This window comes from Mucilaginibacter yixingensis (genome assembly GCF_041080815.1).
GTDB lineage: Bacteria > Bacteroidota > Bacteroidia > Sphingobacteriales > Sphingobacteriaceae > Mucilaginibacter > Mucilaginibacter yixingensis.
On sequence record NZ_CP160205.1, the window covers coordinates 2,063,826 to 2,082,654 of the forward strand.

The following is an 18,829-nucleotide window of genomic DNA, read 5'->3' on the forward strand; positions in this document are numbered from 1 at the left end:
TTTTATCGGTCGCTTTATGAAACTCACCCATTATTTTACCGGTTTTTTTGCAGAATCTGATTACGACGACCGGCTTCATGATTTTTTAAATCAATATCGTCACAAATTTCCCGGTCTCGATTATCTGCATATAGAGCTGAGCGAGGGTGAACCTACAGTGACCGTTACGGAAAGCCCCTCCGGTCACGGGCTGCGCATATCGGTTAGCCGACTGAGTCCGGATAGTCCACTGGCAGACTATGAAATGATGATTGGCCTGCGCAATTTACTTGATAATGCTGTTGCATCGCATCTGCAAAAAACAAACCCGGCCGCCGAACGTCTATAGCGGTGGCAGATGGCAAAAAATTTAAGAGCTAACGCTGGCTTTAATGAGGTGTAAGCGTGTTCCTGCCGGAGCATATCCATCAGATCCTGCCGGCCCCGCACTAAATTATTGTTGCCTGCGTTTATTGTTAAATACCCCCTATGAAAAATACTCATCGTTATACGCTTTGCTGGCTTTGCCTTTTATTGCCGCTAACCTCCGCCGCGTCGGGTTTTAAATTTCGAATTAGAAATACAACTAAAAATAAGGTTGCTGTATTTTACCGCCTAAACGAACGTGACGGTAGGGTTAGAATTAAAGCGGTTTTCAGCTTGGAGCCGGGCCAGGTACGAGAAAAGGAATTGTCGCTAAGAAAAGGCGACACCATTGCTTTTTACGGACAGGATAGTGAAGATCAAACCTCAGTGAGCATTAAAAAGGATTTCGCGGCAGTGGAAAAGATTAAAAGCCAGCTGATTGACGTACCGATCATCATCCCCGAAAAGACCAACACCAGTTTTGAGTCGCTGGAAGGACTGAGTGTTAAACTTGAACATAATAAAGTACTCAATTTTCTGCTCAAACTCGATTCGACTTCGATGAGCAGCCTCTCTATGCTGGAAAAAAATTTCCAAAACGTTTACCCGTTGGGCACTTTTATTTTTGTAGATGTCAAGACTAACCGCCTGCTCTTACCGCCGCTTGAACCCTCTTTCTGGAACAGCAGCGAAAATTATCTGACGATCCAGGACAGCTTGCACGCGATGGTGGATAAAGACAAGCGGGGTATGGCCAACGCACAGGTGGCTTATTTTGTCGCCAAGATGTTCGATTCGCTGCGTGTCAATCATACCGCCGAACTGGAATTCAAAGCGCGCCTGTCGCTGGTGCGCTGGAAACCCACGCCGCAAGCCAACATCTACCAAATATTTAATGATAAAGCTTTTCAGGATTTCCTGCAAAACTGTTACGCCCAGATTGACAATCCGGATAAGGAATACCCGCGTTACCGGCTTTACTTTTTATCGTCCTATGAGCGTATCGACGACCTGGAAGTGTTCGGGCGGCAGTTCTTTAATTTCGGTAACGAAACAGACCTTTCATTAGCCGTACCAACGCAAGTTTTCAGCACCAACCTTGGCGTGATGTATGCTAAGAGCCGTACGCTGAGCAATTATTACTCGGTTCAGGGTGCGGTGCTCCGTACCAAAGCCTATGATTTCACTTCGCTGTTCTTTAACAGCTTTAAGAGTAACGTCAAAAAAAACATCATCGCCGAAGATGTGCTGACAGAAAAAAAACTGACCAACGATATTTTCGATGAGTACAAAAGCCTGGTCGCTTACAACCCTAAGCCGCAAGAACTCTCGCTGCAGGCACTCGATCCTAAAGACCCGACGCCCTCGCTAAGCCCAATCCGAACGACTTTAAATAACTTGTCTGCTTATTCACCAATGGTTCCCGATACCTCAAAAGCCGCGGCTGCGTTAGCCAACAATGTACAGATCAATGGGTATAACAATAAGGTGAAACTATTCAATTCCCACCTGGGCCAATTAAATAAATTATTCAAGGAACTTGACCAGGCAGATGCAGACCTGGAGAAGATCAGCGCCTCGATGCCAGAAAAAAGTTTCAGCAGCGCCTCAGGGGTCCCGGGACTCCTCAATGAGATAGAAGTGAATAGTCAGATTGCCCATAAAGAATGAGAAAGTTTAACTGGCTAATCAACGGTGGAAAAATGCGCAAAGGCGCATTACAAGCCTTACCGTTCTGGATCGCGTCGCTGATCACCGGTTTGGTGGCTGTGCTTTATACCCGATTATTTGAATGGTCCGAAAAACTGGGGCGCTCATTATGCGGTACTCATGAGTGGCTAATTTTTGTACTTACACCTATCGGTTTTTTATCAGCCTGGCTATTGGTAAAGCAGGTAGATATCTACGCCAGGGGCAGCGGCATTCCTCAGGTGATGGCGGCAATTGAATTAACCACTCCCCAAAATGACCAGCAGGTCAAACGCCTGCTGAATGTGCGGATGCTGTTGGTCAAAATCGCCTCCAGCTTACTGATGATCTTTGGAGGTGGGGCAATCGGCCGCGAGGGGCCAACCATCCAGATCGCGGGAACGATTTTTCGTAAGATCGATGAGTGGCTGCCGGATTGGTGGCCGAAGATCTCTCGTAAAAATATGATCCTGACGGGAGCCGCAGCCGGCCTGGCCGCAGCGTTCAATACGCCGCTCGGTGGCATCGTGTTTGCCGTGGAAGAACTCGCGCGTACGCACATCAGCTCCTTCAAGACAGCAATTTTTACAGCGGTCATCCTGGCAGGCTTAACTGCTCAGGCTTTCCTCGGCCCTTATTTATACCTGGGTTACCCCATCATCGGAAAGTTTGCGCCGGCCATGCTGCTGGCCGTTATACCGGTCGCTCTGCTTGCAGGGCTATCAGGCAGTTTTATGGGCTGGATCATTTTAAAAGTGCTCAACTGGAAAGATCGCTTGAAAGGTAAGACTAGTGAAGCATTCTATGTTGTCGGTTGTGCATTGCTGCTTAGCACTATTGCTTACAGTATTAATGGCAGTATTATTGGCTCTGGTAAGCCACAAATGACCTCCCTGTTATTTACAAATGCTAAACATGTGGGCTGGCAGGTACCACTGATGCGGATTATCGGACCGGTATTGTCTTTTACCACCGGAGCGTCCGGTGGCATTTTTGCTCCCTCACTGGCTGCCGGTGCAACCATCGGCTCCTTTGCTGCCGGTTTACTTCACCTGGCATCATCGGATACTAATATTTTGATCCTGGCGGGCATGGTCGCCTTTCTGACGGGCATCACCCGGTCGCCTTTTACATCGGCTATTCTAGTGTTGGAAATGACAGATCGTCACAGTGTGATTTTTTTTCTTATGCTCTCCGGCATATGCGCCAGCCTGATAGCTACAATTGTGAGCAAACATTCGCTCTACGAATACTTGAAACTGCAATATATTGTCAAACTACATCGGCACGAACATCACACTCAGGAAGGCCTTTCATCGGTTGACCGAACCTGAAAAGCTGGCGGCGTGTAATCTTTGGGCAAATAATCTGCCGGGATGGTGGTTGTGTTACCATCGCGCACCGCTCTGTAATGCGGCGACATAATCTCAACACCGGCCTCGTTAAATTTGTCCTGTATCAGTGCGTGAAGTTCAGAATAAATAACCGCTTGTTTTCCAGGCGAACGGGTATAAGCATTGATCTGATAGCTAACATAATAATCTTCCAGACTGGTTTGCAGCACAAAAGGCTTCGGCTTATGTTCGATCAGCGTTGTTTGAAGCGCTGCATTGATCAGCAATTCATGCACTTGTCGCCAGGGTGCGTCATAACCGATGGTCACTGAAGTGTGCAGAATCAATCCAGTGGTGTTACTTTCGCTACTATAATTGACCGTATGATTATTCATCACCGTGGAGTTGGGGATGGAAATGATCTCGTTTTTTATAGTTCGAACCCGGGTTACCAACAAAGTTTTTTGTATCACATCGCCGGTTACTTCGCCAATCTGTACCCGGTCGCCGAGTTTGAAAGCCCGCATGTACGTCAGTACCAATCCGGCTACAACATTGCCTAGGGCGCCCGCTGAACCGAAGGTAAAGAGCACACCCATGAATACTGATACACCTTTAAAAATCGGCGAGTCTGAGCCGGGCAAATAAGGAAAAATTACGATAAGCATGAATGCCAGTACCAGTACACGAATTATCTGATAGGTCGGGTTGGCCCAGTCAGGATAAAAACCAGGAATACTGAGCTTGCCGTGTTCGATCTCCCGTTTTAGGAAACGCAAAAACCTAAGTGCGTAGCGAAATACTAAACAGAGTACTAAGATGGTGATCAGATTAGGAATATAAGCCCAGATGGCTGAGCCGATACGGTGTAACGGCGCCATCACATAGCCGAACAGCGTACCTGACAGTTCACGAGTGTAAGGGAAAAAGCCAAAGACGATAGGTATGGCAAAATAAACAACCAGAATGATGAGCAGCCATTTAACGAGAGTAACGATGGAAGATAAAACCTGTCGGGCCTGACCGCTATTCACCAATTCGTAATTGCGGATATGCAAGCCGCCGAACCAGTGGTGTTCGCTGCCCTGGATCTGGCGTTCCAGTCTGCGGGTCATCCGGATAATGAGCGTAATAAGCAAGATTGCCACCAAAATGACCGCCAAGGCTAACCCGGCCTCTTTGGCTAAAGCGCTCCATTGTGTATCGGCTTCATATGCCCTCAAGCCTTGGATAATCCGATCATGATATTTTCGGGCAAGTTGTTCTTTCGTCAAATGCCCCCATAAGCCATCAGTAGTGGATAGCGATAAGATAAGCTGATCTCCATATACCAGATCGGTGGTTTGCTCGGCGTTTACTACCTGTAGTTTGGACGCGGTAAATAAACGGTCGCTTGCTAAAGTTTTGATCCGCGATTCGACAGCTGAAGCTCGTTCTATGGCAGTAAAGCTACCTTGGCGTGCGTAAAGCGAGAATAAAGTATCGTTTAAAAGCACAACCGGATAGCCTTTGACAAATTTTCGTAAAGAATCAACCTGCTGCTTTTGCCGGGACAGCTTGGTGGAATCGCTGGCCTTGATCGAATCCAACTGGCGCAATAATGCCAGGCGTTTGGCATCATTACCTGAAAGTTTGGCGACCTGCTGTTCCAGTCCCTGCCTACGTAATGAATCTGTCGCTCGTTCGGCCGAAAGGCGCTGGATGATTAGCAATTGCGCGTCCACCTGTTTGGGCGGCAGCGTATCGGCAGGCTGCTGAATAAAAACCAAAACGGCAAAGAGAAATAATTTCATATAGGTAATATCAGGCTTTCGGGTTATTTGTGCAAATTCGGTCAAATTCGACTTACAGATTCCTTAATACTTTCGGTTTAATATCATTAGGTTGCCAATATTATAGACTGTCAGCCATCTTAGATCTGTTGTCTAAGACAATCTGAATCGGTTTTGTCAATTATTCCTCCTTGCTCCAAGACCAGGCCGATCCCAGTGTCTATTAAAGCGTGAAGATCCGCCTGGAAATGTCGAAATAACCAATGCTCATAGTCGTCAAAGGTTCCCATTCGTTCGTGAGCTGGCTCTGTACGGCAAAACCTTTATTCGATGTAGCCTTGAAAGGTGTCCAGTTGATCTTCAAAGTAGGCTTTTGATGGTAATAATATTTACTCTCGGTGATTGTATTTTATTTCATTTTTCGCGCCATATCGCGGTGTACGCTGATCATTAGTAATACGCCGCAGAATACCAGCGCAAAACCGGCCATGTGCAGCCAACGGAATTTTTCGCCTAACAAAAGATAGGACAGGAGCAGGGCGCTGACCGGCATGACCCCCATAAACGAGGCCGCTATCGTGCCCTCGACGCGAGCTAAGCCCTTATACCATAATACGGAGCCTAGGCCCATGGTGACCAATCCATAGGCCGTCAGCGCCAGCCAATCCCTTATCGACACTTTTGCTAAATCCAGTTTCGGTACCTGCCAACTGGCGAATGGAATAAATAGACCCACGGCGATTAAAGCTGACAGTCCGGCTATTTCCTCCGGCGGAAAGTTTTTGGTCAGTGCCTTTCCCATTAATGTGTAACCCGCTTCGCAACAAACGGCAGCAAAGATCAGTATAACGCCCAGCCAAGGACGCGTCCCGCCTGACGGATCTCCTTTCCATTGCAACACTAATACACCTGAAATGGCTAGGAGTAAAGCCACGAGCTTTTTCCAGGTAAGTGCATCTTTGAAGAACAATATGGAAAATGCAGCGGTGACGGCAGGGGTGCCGCTCATCACAATACTACCGGTCACCCCGGTCACCAACTTCATACCATAAAGCATTAGCGCAGTAAAGCCCAGTACACCGAACAATGCGATGCCCAGCAGCAGCCAACGGTCACGACCTTTATAATTTCTGAGACGCGTTAGCTTAATAAAAGGTAAAAGCACCAGGAATGCCAGCAATACCCGTAGACTGCCAGCAATAAACACCGGAAAATGTGGTGTGACCAATTTACTAAGCGGCGTGGCGCTACCAAAAAGCACCATACCAAAGAAAAGCATCAGGTAAGTTGTGGTATCTACTTGTCTCTTCATGTTTTATTTAACAATGAAAAGACCGTTTTGATGTATTGGCGACTCATTTTTCAAGGACCGGCGTGGCGATAGATGATGGCAAAACTATTCACGCGGATCTTGCGGGCCACAAATTCAGCAGCAAAAACACGCAACAAAGTTCGTTCAGCGGCTTAGGTCGAAATATTGTGTGAAGTATTGGGACCGCCTTTACAGCAATGGTTAACAGGGAGGCAAAGATTGAGGCGCCATCATTCACATCGTTATGCTCGTTTTTAGTTACGTCATTTAAAGTTATTCTGTAGAAATTCCATATTAACCCGGTATAATTACCAAGGTTAATGCGGAAGATATTGCCTGATCAGCCCATAAACATAAGTGCCCAATAAAGCGCCTAATATAATAATCAAAAAGCTAGAGTAACCGTAGCCCAGGTTGATAAACATGGGGCCGGGGCACGCACCGGTTAAAGCCCAGCCTAGGCCAAAGATCACCCCGCCGATTATATATTTGGGCCAGCGCTTATCCTTGTTCTGAAAGCTGATAGGGTGGCCCTGCGTATCTTTAACCTGAAATTTTTTGATCAGGTAAACAGAAATCATTCCTAATATAATCGCCGTACCAATAATACCATACATTTGAAATGATTGGAAACGGAACATCTCTTGTATACGGTACCAGGAAGCAGCTTCGGATTTAACCATAATTATGCCGAATATAATGCCGGTAATAACAAAACGGATTACTTTCATTGTTAAAAAATTAAAGGTAACAACCAATGTGTCATAATTAGTCCGCCGACAAAAAAGCCTATCACGGCCCACAGCGATGGCAGTTGCAAATTTGATAAACCGCTGATGGCATGCCCCGATGTGCAGCCGCCGGCATATCTGGAACCAAAGCCAACAAGAAAACCACCGCCTAAGAAGATCATCACTCCCTTGAGACTCAAAGCAAAATGCCAGTTAAAAATAGCAGATGGATTTAGCCTACCATCAAACGGGATGTGCAAAGCCTTGAGATCTGTAATGGTAGCAGTTGATAACTGAAGTGGCGCATCATTTTTTAAAATGGTTCCGGCCATGAAACCGCCGGCAACGGCGCCCAGCAGAAATAGTAGATTCCAGCGTTGCGTTTTCCAGTCAAAATCAAAAAAATTATTGCTCTTACCGGCCCCTGCAAGGATACAGATTGTACGAAGATTAGATGAAAACCCGAATGACTTGCCAAAATACAAAAGTAGGACCATAATAAAGGCAATGGCCGTACCTGATATATACCAGGGCCAGGGTTGTTTTATAAATTCAAACATAGCGTTCTATTAAAAATTACAGCATTGTACTGGGGCAAACATATGGGCTTAACTCAAACTTATCGCTTTCTTTAAAGGCCTTAAACCCGCCGGCTATATTGATCAATCTATTGTACCCTCTTGCTTTTAGTATAGAAATAAAGATCATAGACCGGTAACCGCCGGCACAATGCACAAAGTAAGTTTTATGCTTATCTACCTCGCTTAGGTGCTCATTAATATAATCTAACGGAACATTTAATGCACCAATAACATGCTCAGCGTCGTATTCGCTTTTCTTGCGCACATCCATCAGATTAAATAATATGTTGCCTTGTGTTCGTACACTTACGTCATCGGCCGTTACAGATTCCACACTGTCAATTTCTTTTCCGGCGGTTTTCCAGGCTTTAAACCCACCTTCAAGGTAACCCAGTGCGTTATCATAGCCTACGCGTGCCAGTCGGGTAACAACTTCTTCGGTTTGCCCTTCTTCCGCTACAATCAGGATAGGTTGATTGATATCGGCAATTAAAGCGCCAACCCACGGCGCAAAGCTGCCTTTAATGCCAATATTGATTGATTTTGGAATATATCCTTTAGCAAAAACCTCGGGCGAACGCGTATCGAGTATAATGGCGCCGGTTTCATTGGCCGTAGCTTCAAATGTAGTTACTGATAAAGGCCGTTTGCCATGTTTTAATACCACGTCAACACTTTCATACCCCTCTTTGTTAAGCCTCACATTCACCGGAAAGTAAGGTGGCGGCGGCATTAGTCCACGGGTAACTTCTTTAACAAACTCATCCCTGGTCATATCGGCACGCAAAGCGTAGTTGTATTTTTTTTGGTTACCCAAAGTATCGGTGGTTTCTTTACTCATGTTTTTGCCGCAAGCCGAACCAGCGCCATGGGCGGGGTAAACGATCACGTCATCATTCAACGGCATAATGCTATTACGCAAAGAGTTGTATAGCATACCCGCTAGTTCTTCTTGTGTCATATGCGCTGCTTTTTGCGCAAGGTCAGGCCGTCCTACATCCCCAATAAACAATGTATCGCCTGAGAAAAGGCCGGTCTGGCGGCCCTGCTCGTCAAGCACCAAAAGGCACACAGACTCAAGGGTATGCCCTGGTGTATGCAACAACTGAATGCTTATTTCACCCAGTTTAAATATTTCGTTGTTTTTGGCCACATGCGCTTTGAACGCTGGCTGGGCCGTTGGACCATAAACAATTGTGGCGCCAGTTTTTTTAGCCAGGTCCAGATGTCCGGAAACAAAATCGGCATGAAAATGGGTTTCAAAGACATATTTAATTATTGCACCGGCCGCCTTTGCTTTTCTGATGTAAGGTTCTACTTCGCGCAAGGGATCAACGATGGCCGCCTCATTGCCCGATTGGATGTAATACGCTCCCTGAGCGAGGCATCCGGTATAAATTTGTTCAATGATCATCATCAGGAGATTTTAGTTTATCAAAGATCAACAGTAACAAGTGGAATAACGGTGACCAAAGTCACGTACGTTTTAATAATTTTTAAACAGCAGTTCCTTAATTATAATAAAGCTACCCATTACCAGTACAAACCAGCCAAAGCCTTTTTTTAGCTTTTGCCCATTAATTTTTTTACTGAGCATACTGCCTGTAAATATGCCTGCTATGGCAATCACGGTAATTTTCAGCAAGAACAGCCAGTCTATCGGGAAGTGGCCCAGATCACCCGTAAAACCTATCAGTGAGTTAAGCGCAATGATAAGCAGCGAAGTACCTACCGCCTCTTTCATAGGCAGGCCCACCAGCAATACTAAGGTGGGTATTAACAAAAAGCCGCCGCCGGCGCCCAGGATGCCGGTAGCCAGGCCTATTGCAATTCCGTACAACAACAGTTTGGTTATACTGATATTACGGTCGCCGCCCTTTTTAGTACCGGCCTTATTTGCGCTGCGTATCATAGCTGTTGCAGCGGCAATCATCAGCAGTGCAAATAGCACCATCAAAACAATGTTCCGTGTTAATGCGAAGTGTCCGAGTTTTAACAACGTATGAGGGATAAGTAATATCAGATATTTCCGCGTGGCGAAGACAGTAGAGATAGAAGTCAACCCAAATAACAACGCCGTTTTAATGCTTACTTCCCCCTGGCGATAGTAATCAACAGCCCCCGCCAAGCTGGTAGTGCCCACTATAAATAACGAATATGAGGTGGCTAAAAGCGGATCGAGGCCAAAAAGATAAACCAACACCGGAACGGTAAGAATGGAGCCTCCTCCACCAATCAACCCTAAAGATATGCCGATCAAAGCGGCTGCGCTATATGCTATTATTATCATCATCATTGACATGTTGTCCAAAGATGATTGTCTGCCGTATAAATAACGGTGACTTAGGTCACACTTCGTCTTTTCGCAACCACTTTATAAAATTACGGTGCAAGCTAACGTCACCGCGTTGTTCCATTTTCTTCAGCAGTCGGGATATGACTTCCCTGGACGAGTTTAGATCCGTAGCAATCTCTGTATGAGAAAATCGCAGCTCATCGGTTTTAAGTTGCCGGTGCTGTTTCTGTAGGTAAAAGAAAAGCCGCTCATCCATCGCGCGAAAAGCAATATCGTCAATAACGGTAAGCAATTCCTCAAATCTGACACGGTAAGTTTCCAGAACATAATAGTACCAGCTTTTATATTGGCGCATCATTTCATCCATATATATAATAGGGATCATTAGCGTCATTGTATCTTCTACGGCCCTGGCGGTTATTTGGCTGGTTTCCTGTTTTGTTGCGCAGATCATGGATAATGCACAGGCATTGCCAGGTTCAATGTAGTAGATAAAAAATTCTCCGCCATCTTCTCCCTGCCGGTAAAGTTTTATACGGCCTGCCGTAATCAATACCGTCGCTTTCATATACTGCCCGGTTTGCATCAGTAACTCGCCCGCCTTAAACAGCTTCAGCGTAGCATGCTGTTGGATGAAAAGTCGTAAATCGGGTTCAAACTGCGGGAACCACTTTTTAAGATAATCTTCGGTGTTTGTAATTCTAGCAGCATTCATAATTCAAGCTTAGTAAAAGTAAGCATAATACCATGTATGGCGACCTATTATTTTGGCGCATTCAATTATGAGGTGATATAAAAGACTAGTATAACGCTTGTTTTCTTTTTCCACGGCCCCGACTGATTACGTTATGAGGGCCGTGGGTAACCACTAAACACCCTTATACCAGGATAGGTCAGCTGGCAAACTACTACAAGTCATTTATTAACGAGTATCAGGTTATGAACTTTAACTAATGAATTGTTAAGTCATGAAAATTAGCCATTGGAATGAACTACGGATGAGAGCCCCTTTGAATCTAAGTTCGTCTGAAGTTCGCTCGAGTATGGCCGTTGTTAGATCTGTATTTTTAAAAAAGATAAAATGTGGGATGGAGCGTTCGTATCTTTACGGATGAGATTTGCAGCTAAAAACGGCTCAAAAAAGCGTTGTGATATTCATTGTGACAGGTTTTGGGCTTTTGTATAAAAGATTGATTATCAATCGAAAACAGGAGATGGTTCGAATCCCTCCCTCACCGCCAGATAATCAATCAAAAACTGTCAAAAGCCTGTAAATACATAATTTACAGGCTTTTTTGTTTTAACGAAAATGTCAAAACACGTCCAGATTCGCATAGTTCTATTGAGGCATTCATTGTGTCTATATTTCAAAACAAGGTTTATGCAGCTAAAAGGGATCCTTATGGTCCGTTTACTTATCGTGGCATAATATTATTATCTGTTCAAGGTTGGACCACCCATCATTCCATATAAAAACAATTGGTACCTTTTTTATCATGATACAGAACTTTCCAATAAAAACTGGCTGAGAAACATCAAGGCAACTCAGATTCATTTTAATAGTGATAGCGGTATTAAAACCATAGATCCGTTTGTTTCGGATAGTAAACGGAATTAAAAATCTTACAAGCAACAAAAGTTTAAATGCGAAAAGGCCGGGTCATTTGATCCGGCCTTTTGTTTGGCATCATTAATAGCTGTAAGAATATAGAGATCAATAAGCCCAGCGCGGATCGCCCACGGTGTTAGCGCTTGAGCTTAGCGTTAGCACTGGGTTTGCATCGGGCAGTGCAGCCAGGCTAAAATTTTGCGTGGTGGCTGTCCAACCGAGGTTTATGCTGAGACAAGCTACCTGGTTTAATCCTGTTAAAACCAGCGGTGTAGTAGCCCCGGCGGTAGAGTTTAACTGGAAATAATCATTGTTCAGAAAATCAAGCACACTACCAGCGCCGGTGCCCCTAAATGCCGTACCGTTGATAGATCCGGCTTGCGGTGAGTTAGCCAGGATAGAGTTTTTAAGCGTATAGCTGATCTTGTTGTTGTTGGCATCAATTAACAGGTATTTATTGCTGCCCCCAAAGTTATTGAAGGTACAATAGTCAATGTTAATTGTCGGCAAAATGGTACTGGCTGCCAGTGTAGTGCCCATATTAATCATACCAGCGCCCATGTTATAGAACGTTGATTTGGTGATGTTGAGGTTGTTAAACAACAGCTTTTCCATACTCAGGGTATAATAGGTGCTGGTCCCCGCCTTATCAATGTTGTAAATGATGCAATTATTGATAGTAAATGATTTGATGGTTTGTGTGTTGACGGTTGTGGCGTTGTTGGCAATCAACAGGCATCGGGTAAAATCATGAATGTAGCAGTTATCAATCCGCACATCGGCAAAGTTGGCCGGGTCGCCGCCTGCTGCTGCGCCTTTAATAACCAGGAACTGCGTGCCGTAAGATGTACCGCTGTAATTGCCATCCAGATCAAGGCCAATCAGGTTTATACCGCCGTTGGTACCTAACACATCCAGCTCCCTAACCTTAACCTTGGTATCGGCAGGTTTGTTTGAAACCGAGGCAATGGTTACGCTTTTGCCAGTCATGGTGTAAATACTGCTTAAAGTATAGGTGCCGGGGTTTAGGCCAATCACGTCGCCATCGGCAGCGGCGGTGATAGCGCCGGCCAGGTCACCGCCAGAGTTAAGTATCGTGGTAAACACCAGCGTTTTTGGGGTAGCGAATGACAATGTTCCCTTGCTTTTAGTACCGGCAAAAACCTGTAAACTGTATTTGGTATTAGGCGTCAGCTTATCCAGCAGTTTAGCGCCGCTGGCGTTCTCTGCAGGCGAGATATCATAAGAAGCGGCTTGCACCCCATCAACAGAAAGCACCACCTTATTGATATCGGTAGTATTAGCATTGGTATACCAGTGGATTAATGCGGTGGTTGGGGTAACCTCAAAATCGCGGATTACCCGCAGATAATTTAACCCCGGGATGGAGAACGGTTTGGTGAGGTAATAATAATTGGATGGTTGTGAGCCCTTAAAGCCGTTTACCCGCAGGCGCGCAAAATACTTTTTGGCAACGGTTAGTGTGGGGTCAACCACTACAAAGCCCAGGGTGTCTAAAGTTTTGGTAAAATCTATTTTGCCAAATGTAGAGTCCTGTGCTACGTCTACGGTATAAGTATATCTTTTTCCGGCTGATAGAACGGGAGCCGTCCACAGAAACTTGGCCGAGTCTTTCGATGTTTTAACCGAGAAACTGTAAGGCACAAACGGACGATTGGTGGAGGCATCATCTACCACGCCATCTATAGATTTTACGCAGGCGCAAAATGCCAGCGATATCAGCATCAGCAAAAAGAGCTGAAATGTTTTTTGTTTTGATTTCATATCGTGTTCTTAAAAACTAAATCTTACTGTGTGTAACCGTAGTTCTGAATGATCGCGCCCCGGTTTTCAATCATTACTTTCTGCGGATAGGGCAGCAATTCACTCTTGTTTTCCTGGAATTTGCAGATAAAACCCCTGTTCGGGTCGGTAATAAACTCAGATTTGGTGAGCACGCCGCCGCTCCAAATACCCAGCTGCGCGCGCCAGTATGACCGGGTGTAGCCGCTTGGTACCGCCGTATTAGCCGTGTAATAAGCCACGTTGTTATTGCCGCCGTACAGGTTAATTGTTGACTCTTCGGTTGAGCATTCTTTGTTGCCAAAAGTGGTTGGCAAGAAGTAAACGTAATCTGGCACGTAGTTATAAGGGTTGTTTACGGTTGATGCGCCCGCAGTGAGGAAAGGTAATTTGGCCTTTACCTCATTAATCTTAGCGGCCAGCAGATTCCAGCGGATCAGGTCATATTTGCGCAAGCCTTCGCCGCCAAATTCCAGTAACCTTTCGCGTGCAATTGCATTGAAGAAGCCTGTTTTATCAGTTGGCGTAACCGGTATGGGGTTGGTGCCATAAGCACGCTTTTGCACCAGCTGCAATGCTTGTAGTGGCGTAATAACGCCGTTGGTTTGCAGCTCATTGGCTGCTTCTGCATACATCAGCAGCACATCGGCATACCTCACCACCGGCCAGTTAACCCCGAAAGTGAGCAGGGTAGAAGCTGAGGTGAACGATGTCCATGATTTTCTGAACTTGCCACACTGCAAGCCGGTAAGTCCGTTTACAGATTTTGCTTCCTTATCGCCTACAAGGTAGGTTGATAGCGTAACGTCTCTGCGTGCGTCTGTACCGTTTTGAAACTCATAGAAGTAAGTAGGTACGCCGTTAGGGCCGCCACCGGCCTTGCCCCAGGTTGGGCTGTTGTTAAAGCCCGTTCCGTATGATCTGGCCAGATCGCTGTCATTCATACCGCCCCACATGGCAATCTCAAAAATCAGCTCGTGCGCATCATCATAGCGGGTAGGCGAGTGCAGGGTTTTAAAAATATTTTCATAAACCGGGTTCAATTGGTGCTGGCCCGATTGGATGATGTCATTACACTCATCAAAAGCAATCTGATAGTATTTCTGGTAATCATTACGGCGCTCCATGGTGTGGGTTTGGGTACGTAGCGAATAACCGCCACGGGCCAGCGCAATGCGGGCACGCAGCGCTTTAATGGCCGCTTTGGTTAGGCGGAAAGAGCCGTAATCGGGCAAGTCTGTACGCCAGCCCACATAGGTTGATGCCAGTTTGAGATCATCCAGAATTTTATCGTATGTGCTGTCTCTGTCTGTGTTTTTGATAAACTGGGTTGGGGCATCTGCAGATGGTGTCCAGGTGGCAGGTACATCCCCCCAGTTAATAATCAGTTCATAATAAAATAACGCACGCAGGGCCAGCGCTTCGCCATAATAACGTTGCATAATCAGCTTGTCGGAAGCTGAGGTACCGGTATAGGCTGGCGACAGGGGGATGTATTTACAGGCAATATTGGCACGTTCAATACCAGCATAAAGCTGGTTAAAGGTATCGAACAGGCTCCCTGTATTTGAGTTTTCGCCGTAGTTGGAGATGGCGTAGTTCTGCGTTGGGTCAAAACTGGCCGCACCCTGGGCAGAAAAATCATCGGCACCGGCAGGCAATACATATGCTAGGTTGGAGCCAAAGGCAGAACGGCCCGCTGCTTTGTTGTAGATACTGATGATTTCGTTATTGGTATTGTCTGTGGTTGCAAAGGTCTGATCGATATTGAGTGCCGATGGCGACTGAAAATCGAGGAACTTTTTACATGAGGTTATTACCGACAGGCAGGCCACTGCCGCCAGTAAACAATATTTTGATCGGATATTCATGGTTTCTGTTATTAAAATGAAAGATTGATACCTGCAAGAATGTAACGGCTGCGCGGATAGGCCGAATAATCTACACCGGGAGTTAGCGCGGTGCCGCGAGTGCTGGCTTCAGGGTCATAGCCGGTATACTTGGTGAAGGTATACAGGTTGTTAACTGTAGCATAGATCCTGAATTTAGACAGCCATCCTAAACGCTCTATCAGTTTGGCGGGCAGTGTATAGCCCAGCGTTACGTTGGTGATGCGTAAAAATGAGGCATCTTCTACACCATAACTTGTTGGTAGCAAGGTTCCTGTGCGTGGCGCATAGATAGATGCATTGGCGTTCATGGCAGTCAGCTGATCCCAGTTGGTGATGTAGTTGCCGGCCTGGTCAAAATATTTAAAGCTATTGGCAAATGCCGCCGGGTAGTTGTTACCGTTTACCTGGTATTGAATGCTCAGCGCCATTTTGGTTGCGTTATAAGTTTGGTTGCCGTATGAGTAGTTCATAAAAACACTCATATCAAAAGCCTTGTAACGGAACTGCTGGTTAAAGCCGCCATAAAACAGCGGCTGGTAATGCCCGATAACGGTTTTGTCATTACTGGTAATGACGCCATCGCCATCCAGATCTTTCAGTTTGATTTTACCTGGATATACGCTGGTGCCAAACTTTGAAGAGGCGTCGGCTACGCCAGGGTTCAGTTTCCAGGTTGGGTTGGTAGGGTGGCTTGGCAAGCTGGCCTCATAAGTTGCGCGGTCAAAATCGCTCATCTTGTAAAATCCGTCATATACATAGCCGTAGAACAAACCTACCGGCTTGCCAACCTGTACGTAGTAATCCTCTTCCGTATTGCCCCAGCCTGATGATACGGCATAGCCATAGGTAGAAGAACCTGCCTGGTTAAGCGACAGAACCACGTTGCGGTTAAACGAGATATTGAATGAGGCGTTGTAAGTGAAGTTTTTATTGCGCACAATATCGCTGGAGATCTGCACTTCTAAACCCTGATTGCGGGTAGAGCCGATGTTCTGGAACTGGGTGAGATAACCCGTTTGCTGCGGGATGTTGGTATTGAGCAACAGGTTATTGGTAGTGTTTGAGTAAACATCTACCGATGCAGTAACGCGCGAGTTGAACAGGTCGATGTCCAGACCAATGTTCTTAGAAACGGTTGATTCCCATTTCAGATCGGGGTTGGCCAGGTGATCTGAATAATAGCCGCTGGTTTGCGAGTTATCTGTTACCGAGTAACCACCCGCGGTTGGACTGGTTAAGAAAGTGGTGGCATATAGTCTGTCGCCATTAACGCGATTGTTGCCGGCGGTGCCATAGCTTAATCTTAGTTTTAGGCCATTCATCCAGTTTAAATTCAGGTTCTTATAAAATGATTCGTCTGATACCCTCCAGGCAAACTGCGCCGACGGGAAGTTTGACCAGCGGTTATTTTCCGCAAATTTTGATGAACCATCTCTTCTGAAAGACAGGTTAAGGTTATACCTGTTCTGATACGAATACATAACCCTGCCGAAGTAAGAGAACAGGCGTTCGCCACCCACATTGGTATATGATGGCGCCTGTATACTACCCGGCGGCGGGTTAGCCTGCTGCACGTTGGCAAACGCACTTTGCCAGGTTACCGAAGGCGGGAAATATTGGATGTTTTGGGTAAAGCTATCGTTATCTATCTTGTTCAGTTCCTGACCAACTACTACATCTACCCGGTGGTTTTTACCAAGCGTTTTAGAATAGCTTAATACGTTACTATTGTTAATAGTGGCTGAATTACCTTTGGCAAGATCTACATACGGATAGCCGGTATACAAAGCCAGGTTGGAGTATGAACTTACTTTAAACTGAGTTACCCCTCTAAAGCTTTTATTGTCCGTTTGATTTGCGGTATAACCTATATTAGAGCGGAACGTCAGGCTGGGCAGAATATTAATGCTTAGAAAGCCGCTGCCCACAAATTGCTTGGACAATCCGCGCGACATATCGCGAGTAGCAAAGGTAGTTGGGTTGCTCAGGTCAATGGCCGTATCAAAGTTAGCATCGGGATCATTGATCTGCAGGTTTGATGTGGCATCATAAGGCTGATAACGGGTGATATTTAAGATAGAACCGTTGCTGCCCTTAGATGATGTTCCCGAGCCAACCACCAGCTGATTGCTGTAGCGGGCATTAACGCCTACCCGGAAACCCTTGCTCACCTGGTTCTCAAACCTAAATGAACCGAACATGCGATCCAGGCCTGAAGCCAGCATAATGCCATCTTCAGAGTAACGGTTAAAAATGATGCTGTAAATACTGGCATCGCTACCGCCATTGATGGAGAGGTTCTGCGTGTTGGATAATGCGCTGCGGCCAAAAACCCGTTGCTGCCAGTTTACAGCAGGCAGGCTCTTGTAAATATCAAAATCGGCAGGGTTGCCATAGGTTTTATAAAAGCCGTTGATGTTGGCGGTATCTGTTAGCAGGTAGCCATTGTAATGCTGGAAACTTTGTGATAATTGCGCCTGTACATAATCATATGGCTTCATCATTTCCAGATAGTTTGTGATCTTGCGCACACCGGCATACATATCAAATGAAACCACGGTACGCCCTTTTTTGCCGGATTTGGTGGTGATGATAAACACGCCATTGGCGCCCCTTGAACCGTAGATGGAGGTAGATGCTACGTCTTTCAGCACATCGATGCTCTGAATTTCGTTTGGCGAAAGCACCGACAATGCATTATCCATCGGGAAACCGTCTACAATAAATAACGGCGAGTTATCCTGGGTGATAGAGGTACCGCCCCTTACCGTAACGTTGATGAGTGCGCCAGGGGCGCCCTCTGTAGTGTTAACAGATACACCGGCCAGTTTACCAGCCAATGCTTCGGCAACGCTGGATACCGGGAAATCGGCAACATCTTTTGAGGTGATGGATGATACAGCGCCGGCCAGTCGTTCTTTGCTTACGGTGCCGTAGCCCACGTTCACTACCACCACTTCGTTCAATGCCGTTGCGTCTTCCTGCAAGGTTACGTTGATGGTGGTTTGTGCGCCTACAGACACCTCGCTGGTTTTATAGCCGATGAACGAAAATACGATCGCAGACTCTGGGGCCGGTACGCGAATCATGTATTGGCCCTTGGTGTTAGTGGTGGTCACGGTGCCGGTGCCCTTCACCTTTACGGTTACGCCTGGAATGGCCTCGCCGGATTTGTCTTTAACCACACCGGATATTAAAATATCTTTCTGGCTAATAATGGCTGGCAGGATGGATGCGTTGTTGCCACTGGCAGATACAATTGCAGGCAGCAGTAAAAACAATAGGGCGGCCAGGCCGGCAATGCGTCTGCGCTTGCGTGCCTGGCCATTGTTAAATTGGGGATTAAGAAGAAGTAAAAGTTTCTTATTCATGTGTTGCGGTTTAATATTGGTTTTGGAAAAAATAGCGGGACGCTGTCCCTGGAAATACTTGGTTAGTTTACATTGCACTGCTCCTTTCTGATCT

Annotated in this window: 13 protein-coding genes; 3 read left to right on the forward strand and 10 right to left on the reverse strand. The window is 46.1% G+C overall.

All coding sequences use genetic code 11. From position 1 onward, the window contains the following. Positions 1-16: 16 nt before the first annotated feature. The 3 genes from ABZR88_RS08300 to ABZR88_RS08310 all read left to right on the forward strand — a co-directional run bounded on the left by ABZR88_RS08300 (position 17) and on the right by ABZR88_RS08310 (position 3,368). A complete protein-coding gene (locus ABZR88_RS08300) occupies positions 17-328 on the forward strand; it encodes a hypothetical protein (protein WP_107828524.1) in 312 nt (103 codons plus the stop codon). A gap of 341 nt (positions 329-669) precedes the next feature. Further along, complete coding sequence (locus ABZR88_RS08305; protein WP_146166528.1) at positions 670-2,016, forward strand: hypothetical protein; 1,347 nt, start codon at positions 670-672, stop codon at positions 2,014-2,016. Next, positions 2,013-3,368 (forward strand): chloride channel protein, encoded by a 1,356-nt coding sequence (locus ABZR88_RS08310; RefSeq protein WP_107828526.1) that lies wholly within the window; start codon positions 2,013-2,015, stop codon positions 3,366-3,368. Before ABZR88_RS08305 ends, ABZR88_RS08310 begins: the two co-directional genes overlap by 4 nt. Here the strand turns inward: ABZR88_RS08310 and ABZR88_RS08315 are convergent. The 10 genes from ABZR88_RS08315 to ABZR88_RS08360 form a co-directional block, all read right to left on the reverse strand. Next, positions 3,335-5,161: a mechanosensitive ion channel family protein gene (locus tag ABZR88_RS08315; RefSeq protein ID WP_107828527.1), complete on the reverse strand. Its 1,827-nt coding sequence runs from the start codon at positions 5,159-5,161 to the stop codon at positions 3,335-3,337. The two genes, ABZR88_RS08310 and ABZR88_RS08315, sit on opposite strands and share 34 nt — an antisense overlap. A gap of 388 nt (positions 5,162-5,549) precedes the next feature. Continuing rightward, positions 5,550-6,452 (reverse strand): DMT family transporter, encoded by a 903-nt coding sequence (locus tag ABZR88_RS08320; RefSeq protein ID WP_107828528.1) that lies wholly within the window; start codon positions 6,450-6,452, stop codon positions 5,550-5,552. 317 nt (positions 6,453-6,769) lie between these two features. After that, positions 6,770-7,183: a DUF6691 family protein gene (locus tag ABZR88_RS08325; RefSeq protein ID WP_107828529.1), complete on the reverse strand. Its 414-nt coding sequence runs from the start codon at positions 7,181-7,183 to the stop codon at positions 6,770-6,772. A gap of 2 nt (positions 7,184-7,185) precedes the next feature. Continuing rightward, positions 7,186-7,743, reverse strand: coding sequence for a YeeE/YedE family protein (locus tag ABZR88_RS08330; RefSeq protein ID WP_107828530.1), 558 nt, complete (start codon positions 7,741-7,743; stop codon positions 7,186-7,188). 16 nt (positions 7,744-7,759) lie between these two features. Continuing rightward, positions 7,760-9,181 carry a rhodanese-like domain-containing protein gene (locus tag ABZR88_RS08335; RefSeq protein ID WP_245917035.1) on the reverse strand — a complete coding sequence of 474 codons (1,422 nt, stop codon included), beginning with the start codon at positions 9,179-9,181 and terminating at the stop codon, positions 7,760-7,762. A gap of 69 nt (positions 9,182-9,250) precedes the next feature. Next, positions 9,251-10,060 carry a sulfite exporter TauE/SafE family protein gene (locus ABZR88_RS08340; protein ID WP_245917036.1) on the reverse strand — a complete coding sequence of 270 codons (810 nt, stop codon included), beginning with the start codon at positions 10,058-10,060 and terminating at the stop codon, positions 9,251-9,253. A gap of 52 nt (positions 10,061-10,112) precedes the next feature. After that, entirely contained in the window at positions 10,113-10,775 is a 663-nt protein-coding gene (locus ABZR88_RS08345) for a Crp/Fnr family transcriptional regulator (RefSeq protein WP_107828531.1), read from the reverse strand. Between the two features lie 999 nt (positions 10,776-11,774). Continuing rightward, entirely contained in the window at positions 11,775-13,454 is a 1,680-nt protein-coding gene (locus ABZR88_RS08350; RefSeq protein ID WP_107828532.1) for a DUF4957 domain-containing protein, read from the reverse strand. A 23-nt stretch (positions 13,455-13,477) separates the two neighbouring features. Beyond that, the gene (locus ABZR88_RS08355) at positions 13,478-15,343 is read right to left on the reverse strand and encodes a RagB/SusD family nutrient uptake outer membrane protein (RefSeq protein ID WP_107828533.1); all 1,866 of its coding nucleotides are present in this window, start codon (positions 15,341-15,343) and stop codon (positions 13,478-13,480) included. A gap of 11 nt (positions 15,344-15,354) precedes the next feature. After that, positions 15,355-18,735, reverse strand: coding sequence for a TonB-dependent receptor (locus ABZR88_RS08360; RefSeq protein WP_107828534.1), 3,381 nt, complete (start codon positions 18,733-18,735; stop codon positions 15,355-15,357). Positions 18,736-18,829 lie beyond the last annotated feature (94 nt).

Bases quoted from the DNA above. Each gene is read 5' to 3' on its own strand.
- ABZR88_RS08300 (WP_107828524.1), top strand. From the start codon at position 17: ATGAAACTCACCCATTATTTTACCGGTTTTTTTGCAGAATCTGATTAC.
- ABZR88_RS08310 (WP_107828526.1), top strand. From the start codon at position 2,013: ATGAGAAAGTTTAACTGGCTAATCAACGGTGGAAAAATGCGCAAAGGC.
- ABZR88_RS08315 (WP_107828527.1), bottom strand. From the start codon at position 5,161: ATGAAATTATTTCTCTTTGCCGTTTTGGTTTTTATTCAGCAGCCTGCC.
- ABZR88_RS08320 (WP_107828528.1), bottom strand. From the start codon at position 6,452: ATGAAGAGACAAGTAGATACCACAACTTACCTGATGCTTTTCTTTGGT.
- ABZR88_RS08325 (WP_107828529.1), bottom strand. From the start codon at position 7,183: ATGAAAGTAATCCGTTTTGTTATTACCGGCATTATATTCGGCATAATT.
- ABZR88_RS08330 (WP_107828530.1), bottom strand. From the start codon at position 7,743: ATGTTTGAATTTATAAAACAACCCTGGCCCTGGTATATATCAGGTACG.
- ABZR88_RS08335 (WP_245917035.1), bottom strand. From the start codon at position 9,181: ATGATGATCATTGAACAAATTTATACCGGATGCCTCGCTCAGGGAGCG.
- ABZR88_RS08340 (WP_245917036.1), bottom strand. From the start codon at position 10,060: ATGATGATGATAATAATAGCATATAGCGCAGCCGCTTTGATCGGCATA.
- ABZR88_RS08345 (WP_107828531.1), bottom strand. From the start codon at position 10,775: ATGAATGCTGCTAGAATTACAAACACCGAAGATTATCTTAAAAAGTGG.
- ABZR88_RS08350 (WP_107828532.1), bottom strand. From the start codon at position 13,454: ATGAAATCAAAACAAAAAACATTTCAGCTCTTTTTGCTGATGCTGATA.
- ABZR88_RS08355 (WP_107828533.1), bottom strand. From the start codon at position 15,343: ATGAATATCCGATCAAAATATTGTTTACTGGCGGCAGTGGCCTGCCTG.
- ABZR88_RS08360 (WP_107828534.1), bottom strand. From the start codon at position 18,735: ATGAATAAGAAACTTTTACTTCTTCTTAATCCCCAATTTAACAATGGC.